Genomic DNA, 10,488 nt, shown 5'->3' with positions numbered 1-10,488 from the left:
CGCACATCGTGCTGCCGATTGCCCCAGACCTCGCCAGCGATGAAGAGCGGGGCCGCGCCATCGGCACGGTGATGACCGGTCTGCTGCTGGGTGTACTGCTGGCCCGCACCTTCTCCGGCTGGGTCAGCCGAATCCACTTCGGCGCCGCTGCGGGTTGGCGAACTGTCTTCGTTGTTGCCGCGGTGATCAATCTCAGCTTCGTCCCCATGCTGCGGCGCACCATGCCTGCCCTGCCGCCGAAGCATAAGCTCAGCTATGGCGAGGCGATGCGTTCCTTGTGGACGCTGTGGTCGAGCCAGCGGCTGTTGCGCGAGTCGGCCGCGATGGGCGCACTGATCTTTGCTTCGTTTTCCTGTTTCTGGACCACGCTGGCCTTCTTTCTCGGTACCCGCTATGGTCTCGGAGCCGGCGCCGCCGGCACCTTCGGTGTCGTCGGAGCGGCTGGGGCCGTCGTCGCCCCGCTTGCTGGACGCATGGCAGACCGCCACGGACCGCGCTACGTCCTCTCCTGGGCTCTGGTAACGCTGGCGGCCAGCTTTATCTGGCTGTGGGCGCAGGACAGGTTGCATATGCCGATGGCGGCTCATGTGGGCGCTATGGTGGTTGGCGTTATTGTTCTCGATATGGGTGCGCAAATGTCGCAGATCGCGAACCAGACCCGTATCTTCGGTCTCGATGCCTCTGCCCGCAGCCGCCTGAACACGGTCTACATGACGGTGTACTTCTCGGGCGCGGCCGTCGGCTCTGCCCTGGTGACCTTCGCCTGGGTGCACTGGCAGTGGAATGGTGTCTGCATGCTGGCGCTCGGACTGCTGAGCATCGCCGCCATCGTGCACGCTACCGGGAAGAAGGGTCCCTGCACTGTGGATCACATCCTAGTGGAAGAAGAGCGCGTGCTGGAAGTGTAAGGGATGTTCGCTGTCCCCCACGCGCTGATAGCCCATGCACCGGGTGCCCCATCCATCGCGTATCGGGGTCCCGACGAACTTGTTCGTTGGGGTGAATAGCGATGGGTGGGATGATCGAGCGAAGCTCGATATGCATTTCAAGCGCTGAAGGCGCGTCCTATATCAGCCTGGGGCAACGCCCCAGGTCTGATCACACAAGAAACGAAAGAGGGCTGAAGGCCCGATCTATAATTCGACAATTCAGTTCGACCTTTGTCATTTCGCAGCCAACGCATTACGTCTTCAACCCTCAACTTCTTCTGAAAAGGAAGCTTCGCCATGCCGAACGTTCGCTGCAGAGTTGGAATCGTTCTTGCTTTCGCTTTCACCCTCCTGCCGTCTGCTTACGCGCAGAAAAATGTTCACGCCGTTCTTGTGGCCACTGCCAATAGGAAAGCAGCCCCGGTCTTCCATCTTGCCAATTCGAATGGACGAAAAGTTCAGATCGCGGACTTTCGTGGAAAGGTCGTTCTAGTGAATTTCTGGGCAACAGAGTGCGGCGGCTGCGTTCTGGAGATTCCGTCGTTCATTGAACTCCATCATGCCTACTCGGATAAAGGCTTTACCGCCCTCGGTATCTCGGCGGATATCCCTTATGAAGGATTGAAGAATGAACATGAGGCGTGGGGAAAAGTACGGCCGTTTGTCTCCAGCAATCACGTCAACTATCCGATCGTGATGGGCAATGATGCGGTCATCAAGTCGTATGGCTTCGCTTCATATCCGGCGACATACCTGATCGACAAATCAGGACGCATCGCCGCGACCTACATCGGGATCGTAAGCAAAGACGATGTCGAGGCCAACATCAAGCGCCTTCTTGCGGAGTAGCGGCAGAATTATAGATCGGGCCTTCAGCCCTCTTTCGTCTCTCGCTTGCAAACCTGGGGCGTTGCCCCAGGCTGGTATAGAGCGCGCCTTCAGCGCTTAGATTTGCGGCTTGTTTGTGGACCGTTGCTTCGTCACCCACTCATCGCGATGCGATGGATGAGGCACCCGGTGCATGGGTTACACATGCTGTACGTCTTCAACTTTCAACTTGAACCTGCAACTCACACCTGCATAATGTGCCCAGCGTGCGTCCGTCAACCACGTCGTACGTCTTCAACTTTTATCTGCACCAACTGCTGCGGACGCAACTGTGCCGCAAGCTGTTCGCGGGCTTCGTCGGTCAGGCGTTGTGGTGTCCATCCGTCCAGCAGGGTGATCTCGACCGTTCCGGTCTCGGGGAAACCGTAAAGCCGATTGCGAATCAGCTCCATCATCATTGCTGTCGCGGTCTCATCCTCTGTCGGACGATACAGCGACAACTTGATGATGTGCTTCTGCGGAACGCCGGGAATCCCCGCTCCGGGCGCATCTTTGTCTGGAGTAACGCTGATCTTCTCGATCAGGCCCAGAGCCTCCACATTCAGTTTCAGTGCAGGATGGAAGCAGTCACGCAGGGCTCGGCGAATCTCCTCGATGGTCATAACTTATCCGGCCTCAACGGGGAAGCGCTGAAACGCAAGGTGCCCCGATACCTTCCGACACCCATGCCTTAACGCTTCAACTTTCAACTTCCAACTTCCAACTTTTAACTCTTCCTAGTGTTTCCGTTCGACAAGGAAGCGCGCAATCGTCTTCAGCGGTTCTGCTGCCTCGCCCCAGGGAGCGATGGCGTCATACGCTTCGCGGATCATGGCGTCGGCGTCGGCAATCGACCTCTCAATGCCATAGACTGCGGGCCAGGTAGCCTTGTCGGTTGCAGCGTCCTTGCCTGCCGTCTTGCCCAGTTGGGCAGAGTCCTGTGTGAGGTCCAGCACATCGTCCACGATCTGGAAGGCCAGACCCAGCTTTTCGCCGAAGGTGCGCAGGCGGGCCACATCCTCCGCGGAGGCTCCGGCATACAGGCCGCCGGCAACGATGGAGACTGTGATCAAAGCCCCAGTCTTCGAGCGGTGAATCGCCTCCACCAGCTCTGCCGTTGGTTTTTTGCCTTCGCTCTCGATATCCACCACCTGCCCGCCGATCATGCCGGGAGCAAGTCCATCGGTCCCAACGCCTGTATTCACGGCGATGGCAACCTCGCGAAGAATCTGTACCGCGGATGTCGCTGGGCACTTCAGTTGGGCGAGTGTCTGAAAGGCGGTTGTCTGCAGGGCGTCGCCGGCAAGAATGGCAATCGCTTCGCCGAAGACGACATGGCAGGTCGGCTTGCCGCGGCGCAGGTCATCGTTGTCCAGCGCCGGAAGATCGTCGTGGATCAGCGAATAGGTGTGCAGCATTTCGATGGCTGCGCCGCACTCTTCCGCCCCCTCAGGCAAACTGCCGGCAACCATGCGAGCTGCCTCGAGCACCAGCGCGGGCCGGAGGCGTTTTCCGCCGGCAAAGGTCGAATGGCGCATGGCGCGGTGAATGGAATGGGGCTGGGCATCGGGGCCGGGCAGTAGGCGCTCCAGCGCGGCGTCCGTCACCGTGACGGCTTCGGTAAGGATGGTTTCAACAGACATTGCGTTCGCGTTTAAGAATAAATGGTCACAGCGCCCGCTGCCCCTGTGTCTCTGGAGCATTTCTCCTAATACGGTAGCTTTGGATAAATCTGCGAATGCCGTTTTCTTCGAAGGAAAACGGCGCATACAGCCAAAACTTTCCGCTACACCCTTAGGAGAAATGCTCTGTTCGACGCATCAGTATTGCCAGCAGTATGCCCATTAGGAAGAGCACCACGCCCAGCATCTCCGCCGGAGTGTGGTGGTAGCGGATCTCCACATTGTTCGGCCCGGCGGGCAGAGGAATCGCCATCAAACCGTCAGCACGCTCGGTCACGGGGACCGGTGAGCCGTTGTTGGTCACCTGCCACGCAGGGTAGGCCCGGCGATTTACGATCAGCCAGAATGACCGCGGCCACAGCACCTGCATCCGTGTATGTTCTGTGTTCCAGGTGACGTCTTCCGGACGGGGAGGAAGGCCCAGGACGCGCACACGCATCTCTGTCCCCGGACCCAGCACGGGCGCTGGAGCATCGGGCTTGCCCGCGATCCACCATACCGGGTTGCCCTGTTGCAGCACGTCATTGTCGGCGTCACGCACCGTGTACTCATCGGTGGGCATCACGCCGCCGCCACGGGCAAACAGAACAATGTGTGCCCCGGGTGCGTCCTCGTCGTCGCACTCCTGCAGGTAGAAGTGATGTGCGATGACGGTAGTCACGGCCAGAACTGCTACGGCTCCGGCAGGCATGATCCATGTACTCCGGCTCCGCGTCAGCGCCGGCACGCACAGGGTCAGTAGTGCGGCTGCGATGGTCTGCTGCAGGCAAAGGAACCGCCAGGGGAACTGCAGGAAACTGAGCTGCGGCGCGTGATGCCAGATGACAGCGGAGACGGGCAGTAGCAGCACGAGCAGCAGCGCGGTCATGGCGCCCAGCAGGCGGGCTGTCTTGTCTCGGCGAAGCAACAGCACCAGGGTGAGACTTACGGCGAACAGCACAACCGCGATCCGCGAGGCCTGCCATAGAACCGCATCGTGCAGCGGATCGGTTGTGTGGCCGAAGAGAAAGTTGTCTTCGGGTCGCACGCCCTCGACGATCGCCATCGCCGCCTGGACCCATTTACGGTCGACGACCGCCGGCACAATGTACAGTGCCGCGAACAGCAGACCGAAGAGGGTGCCCAGGGTGAACTGCGCGATCGTTTCGCGGCGTAGCGCACGCGGCCACAGCACCAGCCGCAGCATGCCAAGCATCAGGAGTCCATAGCATCCCAGCACCGCAGCAGGCGCATTTGTCAGCCACAGCAGAGTCACAGGGATGGCGATCTCCAGCCATCGTGGTCTCTCGCGCAGCAATGCTGTCAGCAGCAGCGGCATCCATGCCGCCGCAAGCAGTTCGGCGTAGGCAGTGCGCTCATAGGCCGTGAACAGAAGATAGGGATTCGCCAGGTACGCTACGGCAATGGCCGCCGGTATCCAGCGATGACTGCTTACAGCGTCACCGCCTATTGCCGACACCATGCGCAGACACGCCACACCCGCAAGGAAGAGGCAGAGCCAGGTGTAGACAATCGGAGCGGCCGTGTACGGCATCAGGAAGCCAAGCAGGCCTCCGATGATCCATGAAAGCGGGGGATAGAAGACGAAGCGCGGTTCTCCCGTTCCCCAGGCTGCAGTGAAAGCCCACTGCGGATGCAGTACACCGCGCTGAAACTGCGCGTGCACCTCAAGCCAGTTCACCAGGTGGAAGTCGAAGTCATGGCCGCAGGAGCAGCCATGCAGCACCAGCGGCAGCACGGCAAGGAATGCCGCCACCGCGACTACGGCTGCGGGTGCAAGCTGTCGTTTCCACGCCGGTGGACTCATGGTTCCAGCGTAAGGGTGTGCTGCGCCTTCACCGTATTCCAGGGAAGCGGCAGAGGCTTACCGTCATACCAGTTAGTCCACTGGTCGCGGAAGTTTGCGCTGCGCGGATTGCCGGACTGACCGACAGGCACGTTGAGATTCGAGTTCTCCCAGTCGGCAAGATCGGCGGTGAAACGTTCGCTGGAGCCGAAGGTCGCAGAACCTGCACGCACGGTAATGGTGTCGCCGGGCAGCGGGAAGTTGCCAGGGCCGGCCGCGGCAGGGAAGATGCGGCGGAAGATCCGGTTCGTTCCGTAGAGAGGATGCTGCAGGTCGATGCGGTGCATGGCGCCATAGCTCCAGTGCGACAGGTCTCTGGGAGCATTCGCATCGCGCAGGCCTTCCTGGACAGCAGCCGTCAACAGATCGTTCCAGTCACTGTACTGGCTCGGAAGCCACCGTGCCGGGGCATGCGAAATCAGCTCCTCCTGTACGAACGAACGGGAGTTCCAACGGTATAGCCTCCAATCGTTGCCCAGCAGAGGCCGCAGTAGCATGGGCCACAGCGCTGTGCGCGTCGCACTCACGATTGCTGCTGCCGGGGAGCTGGTCTCCATGTTGCCGTTCCATACGCGCAGCAGATCCGCGGCCTGGTGCAGCCGCTTGTCTTTGGTCTTCGAGTGGTCGATGGCATATGCCAGCTTCTGTGCGATAACACGGTCGCCGTCAGAGTAGACGTCGAGTTGCAGCTTTATCATGTCGGCTGCGGTCAGCCCCTTCGAAGGCAGAAGCTGCTTCCAGATGCGCTCATTGCGATAAGGGTTCTCCCAGTCGAGCGCCAGCGTATACGGAGCATCGTCCGCCGTGATGCGGGCATTGGCCGTAGCCAGTACACCGGACTCTGGATCGAGCGCCTGCGGCATCAGGTCGTAGCTTATATAGCCGCTCCACTCATACGAGCCGTCGGTCACCGGGACCGGAGACAGGCCGGAAGGATGCTGTGCATCGCCACGCACCGGCACCTTGCCGATAGCGTGATAGCCGATATGCCCCTGGTCGTCCGCATAGACGGCTGAGAGCGATGGTCCTCCGAAGGTGCGGAAGGCCGTGACGAACTGTTCGTAGTTGCTTGCCTGATTCACGGCCTGGAAGGGGAGGCTGGCGGTGACCTCAGGATCATAGACGGTCCATGCCAGCGCCAGCGACCGCTGCTCCCGTGGAATCATCGGGCTAATGATCGGCGTAGGATGTCCGCCGTGGGTAGTCAGGCTGATCTCCAGCGGCACATCTTTCCCGCCGCGGACGTGGATCACTTCCTGACGGATCGCCACGGGCAGCCAGTTACCATCATGCGTCTGGAACTCGCGCTGCTTTGGATTGGCGGCGGAGGCCCGCAGCTTTTCGATATAGAGATCCTGCACGTCAGCGAGCGATGCCGTGAAGCCCCAGGCGATGTGCTGATTGTGGCCCACGATGATGAAGGGCACGCCGGGCAGGGCGACGCCGGTGGCGTGCAGCTCAGGCGACTCCAGCGAGCTTTCGTACCAGATGCCTGGAATGTCGAGCCCCAGGTGCATATCGTTCGACAGCAGTGGCTTGCCTGTTGCCGTGTGCGCCCCGCTCACCGCCCAGTTGTTCGATCCGGAGACGCAGCCCTCGCAGGTGAAGGGATGAAGGACATGCTGCAGCTCTTCGATGGAAGATGCCGGAAGCGTCAGCTTCGTCTGCGTCTCATCCAGCGGAGCGTCAGGAGGGTCCTGATTGGGTGCGGAGAGGCTCGGATGACCATCCACGGGAGGATGATCGCGCCAGGAGCCGACAGGATAGAGATCGGCAAGCAGCTCAGGCGACAGCCGCGCCGTGAGCGTCTCGCGGGCCAGCTTGGTGGGGAATGAGGTGGAGAGCTCCTGGCTCATCGACAGACCCACCAGCAACGAATCATGCGGTGTCCACTTCGCCGGCGAATAGTGCAGCAGCCGGAACTCCAGCGGCAGATGACCCTCGCTCTCGGCGATGAACGCGTTCACACCATCGGCATACGCGTTCAGCAACTGCATCTGGTCCGGAGCGACATGCGGCAGGGCGGCATCGGCTGCGGCTCCCAGTTGCAAATAGCGCTGTGTCCGGTCGTGTTCGAGCGTCATCGAGCCGAGAATCTCCGACAGACGCCCTTCGGCRTAACGCCGCAACATGTCCATCTGCCACAGGCGGTCCTGCGCGGTGACATATCCCTGCGCGAAGGCGAGATCGTGCAGATTGCCCGCGTGGATCGCAGGCATTCCCTCTGCTGTTCGTTCTACCTTGACGGACGCGGTAAGCCCGCGCGTATGCACAGTTCCGTCCACCTGCGGCAGACTCGCATTGAGAGCATGTGACAGCCACAGCCGCAATGAGACGCCGGCGATCAGCACTAGAACCAGAACAACGCCGGCGCTGATGCCAACGAACTTCAAAATCCGGCGTGTGCGCTCCGGGGAGGTCGCAACAGCCTGGAGGTCGGTCACTTCCATGGTCAGCTTGAGTCTAACCGACGCTCCGGTATGCTGCTGAGATGGGTGGAAATCTGCACTCGTTGGAATTGGTGCTGATGCTTCTGCTGGCCTTCGTCGCGTCGATCGCGGGTGTGGCCCGGCGGTGGCAGAAGCCGTATCCCATTGTTTTGGTGATCGGCGGCCTGCTGCTCAGTTTTGTACCGCACCTTCCGGCAATTCCTCTGAATCCGGATATCGTCTTTCTGGTTTTCCTGCCACCGCTACTCTATTCGGCTGCATGGCAGACCTCGTGGCGCGACTTCCGTTTCAATTTCACCAGCATTGCCATGCTTGCCGTAGGGCTGGTCGGATTTACTGTCATTGGCGTCGCCTGGGTGGCTAACCGTTGGCTTTTGAAGGAGTTCGACTGGCGTGCCGGTGTGCTTCTGGGAGCGGTGGTCTCGCCGACCGACGCTATTGCCGCCAGCGCCATCGCCAAGCGCCTGGGGCTGCCTCGCCGCATCGTAGACGTGCTCGAAGGCGAGAGCCTTTTGAATGACGCCACCGGCCTTCTAGCCCTTGAGTTCGGCCTGGACCTCATGTTGCACGGTACAACCCCTACGGTTACGGGCGGACTTCTCCGGCTGCTCTGGCTAGTGGTCGGCGGTGTGGGAGTAGGCCTGCTGCTCGGCGCCGTCTTCACCCGGCTGGAGCACTGGATCGACGATGGGCCGGTTGAGATCGCTCTCGGGCTCGTGGTTCCCTATGGCGCCTATCTTGCGGCGGAAGAGGTCAAGGCCTCCGGAGTTCTCGCCGTGGTGGCCTGCGGTCTCTACCTCGGCCAGCAGTCGGCGCGTATCTTCTCGCCGCAGGTTCGCATGCAGGCCTATGCGGTATGGGGCACGTTGGAGTTCACCCTCAACGGCCTGGTCTTCGTTCTCATCGGGCTGCAACTGCCTACCGTGCTGGCGGGAATCAAGGGTTACAGCCACATGGAGATGATCCGCAACGGCATCATTCTCTCTGTTGCTCTGATCATCCTTCGGCTGGTCTGGGTCGCTCCTGGTTCGCGTGTGGCCTACTTTATCCGCCGGCGTCTGCTCAGGCAGCATGTTCCTTATCCGGCCATGAAGGCATCGTTTGTTGTGGGCTGGACGGGCATGCGCGGTGTCGTGGCTCTGGCCGCCGCGCTCTCGCTGCCGGAGCAGATCCAGCAGAAGAACCTCATCGTCTTCCTTACTTTCTGCGTCATCTTTGTCACGCTGGTCCTGCAGGGACTTACGCTGCCGAAGGTCATCCATGCGCTCGGTCTCGATAATCAGAGCGGCCCCGACTGTGAAGAGAACGAGGCCCGCAAGCTTGTGCTGGAAGAGGCGCTGGCCTATCTGCAGGAGAGCCGGGATCGTGCCGGGAACCATGCCGGACACGCCTATGAGGATCTGATCCATCAATACGAGCATCGCCTGGAGGCGGTAGCCGACTGCGGCGCGCCGGAGACCAACGAAGGTCATTCGCATCGCTATCGCGAGGTCGCTCTCGCCGCCATCCATACGGAGCGCAATGCGCTTCTCCGTCTGCGCGACGAGGGACGCATCAGCGACGAGGTGCAGCGCAAGATCGAGCGTGAGCTCGATCTGAGCGAAGCCCGCAGAGAGTCACCACTATGAGTCACCCTGACTTTACCAATCCCTTCTGGAGCGGTCTGGTTACCGCGAATGCCCCACTCGCCATTGGCGGCGATCTCGCGCGCCGCTACCCGGCTGAGGTGATCCCCTTCGGCGGCGTTGCGGATGTCCGTGACCCTGCCTGCATGGCTGCCTTCCGCGACCTGCTGCATCCCGGCGAAAGGGTCTATCTCACTGGCGACGATCTGGCCGCGGTGGATGGCCTGGTGGAGAGTGTTCACCTGCCGGGCGTGCAGATGCACTTCGCCGGCGATGCTTCTGTAGCGGCCTTCAGCGACCAGGTTCTTCCCCTGGGCGAAGCAGAGGCGCATGAGATGGTTGCCCTGACCGATGTGGCCTTTCCCGGCTATTTCCGTCCCGCGACCTGGAAGCTAGGGCAGTATTACGGCCTTCGTGTCGAGGGAGAGTTGATTGCCATGGCCGGGGTGCGGGTCTCGCTGCCGGGCTGGCGGGAGATCAGCGCTGTATGTACCCATCCGCAACATACCGGGAAGGGATATGCCGCTACGTTGATCCGTCATGTGATGGCCGAACACCGCCATGCGGGCGCGGAAAGCTACCTCCACGCGGCTGCCGCAAACCACCGTGCCATTGCGATCTACGAGCGGCTGGGCTTCACCCACACCAGGAATATCAGCTTCCGCGGTATGCAGCTTGCCTGACACCTCCCGCCCGATCACTAGAGCATTTTCCCTGTTGCCGGGTATTCCGGAAGGGGTGTGCAGTGGCGTTTTCATTACGGAAAACGCCCATAGGATGCGGAGCCCCTACACTACACCGACAGGGAAAATGCTCTATGCTTAGAATTTCGCAGTGAAAACAGGCTGCGATCGAGTGAGGTCTTGCCCGCATTTGAACTGCCGCGTCTTTTATCACGACAGATGTTTTGATGGAGCATGCTCCGCGTCCCTGTTTACACGCTTCCACCGGGAGTGCATCGGCACAGCGACGGAGTATCAGTACCAGGGCCTGGTGCATCGTGCCGGAGCTTTGTTCGACGGCGACGAGTTCGTCGGGGATGAGAATGCCATTGTCGATTTCAAGTACTCACCCTCGCCAAAGCTGACC

At 60.8% G+C, this 10,488-nt stretch carries 8 protein-coding genes and 1 pseudogene; 5 read left to right on the top strand and 4 right to left on the bottom strand.

The annotated features are described in order from the left end of the window. Together AB4043_RS03725 and AB4043_RS03720 are read left to right on the top strand one after the other, a co-directional pair. Nucleotides 1-908, top strand: a 908-nt coding sequence (locus tag AB4043_RS03725; RefSeq protein ID WP_442306523.1) for an MFS transporter, incomplete at its 5' end; no start/stop codon positions are given. 318 nt (nucleotides 909-1,226) lie between these two features. After that, nucleotides 1,227-1,778: a TlpA family protein disulfide reductase gene (locus AB4043_RS03720; RefSeq protein ID WP_442301884.1), complete on the top strand. Its 552-nt coding sequence runs from the start codon at nucleotides 1,227-1,229 to the stop codon at nucleotides 1,776-1,778. 254 nt (nucleotides 1,779-2,032) lie between these two features. Here the strand turns inward: AB4043_RS03720 and AB4043_RS03715 are convergent, their stop codons facing one another. From AB4043_RS03715 to AB4043_RS03700, 4 genes are all read right to left on the bottom strand, one after another. Further along, on the bottom strand, nucleotides 2,033-2,419 hold the full coding sequence (locus AB4043_RS03715; protein WP_442301885.1) for a DUF59 domain-containing protein: 387 nt from the start codon (nucleotides 2,417-2,419) through the stop codon (nucleotides 2,033-2,035). Between the two features lie 114 nt (nucleotides 2,420-2,533). Further along, a complete protein-coding gene (locus AB4043_RS03710) occupies nucleotides 2,534-3,439 on the bottom strand; it encodes a polyprenyl synthetase family protein (protein ID WP_442301886.1) in 906 nt (301 codons plus the stop codon). 151 nt (nucleotides 3,440-3,590) lie between these two features. Then, the gene (locus AB4043_RS03705; protein WP_442301887.1) at nucleotides 3,591-5,285 is read right to left on the bottom strand and encodes a hypothetical protein; all 1,695 of its coding nucleotides are present in this window, start codon (nucleotides 5,283-5,285) and stop codon (nucleotides 3,591-3,593) included. After that, on the bottom strand, nucleotides 5,282-7,774 hold the full coding sequence (locus AB4043_RS03700) for a penicillin acylase family protein (RefSeq protein ID WP_442301888.1): 2,493 nt from the start codon (nucleotides 7,772-7,774) through the stop codon (nucleotides 5,282-5,284). The genes AB4043_RS03705 and AB4043_RS03700 overlap by 4 nt, the downstream gene beginning before the upstream one ends. A 77-nt stretch (nucleotides 7,775-7,851) precedes the next feature. Here AB4043_RS03700 and AB4043_RS03695 point away from each other — a divergent pair, with 77 nt between their 5' ends. The 3 genes and pseudogenes from AB4043_RS03695 to AB4043_RS03685 all read left to right on the top strand — a co-directional run. Further along, a complete protein-coding gene (locus tag AB4043_RS03695) occupies nucleotides 7,852-9,402 on the top strand; it encodes a Na+/H+ antiporter (protein WP_442301889.1) in 1,551 nt (516 codons plus the stop codon). Further along, entirely contained in the window at nucleotides 9,399-10,082 is a 684-nt protein-coding gene (locus AB4043_RS03690; RefSeq protein ID WP_442301890.1) for a GNAT family N-acetyltransferase, read from the top strand. Before AB4043_RS03695 ends, AB4043_RS03690 begins: the two co-directional genes overlap by 4 nt. A gap of 190 nt (nucleotides 10,083-10,272) precedes the next feature. Further along, nucleotides 10,273-10,488, top strand: a pseudogene (locus AB4043_RS03685) (phosphoesterase); the annotation flags it as partial.

This window comes from Terriglobus sp. YAF25 (assembly GCF_052113305.1).
Classification (GTDB): Bacteria; Acidobacteriota; Terriglobia; order Terriglobales; family Acidobacteriaceae; genus Terriglobus.
Note: the sequence above shows the minus strand (reverse complement) of the source record. Positions and strands in the feature narration are given on the sequence as shown.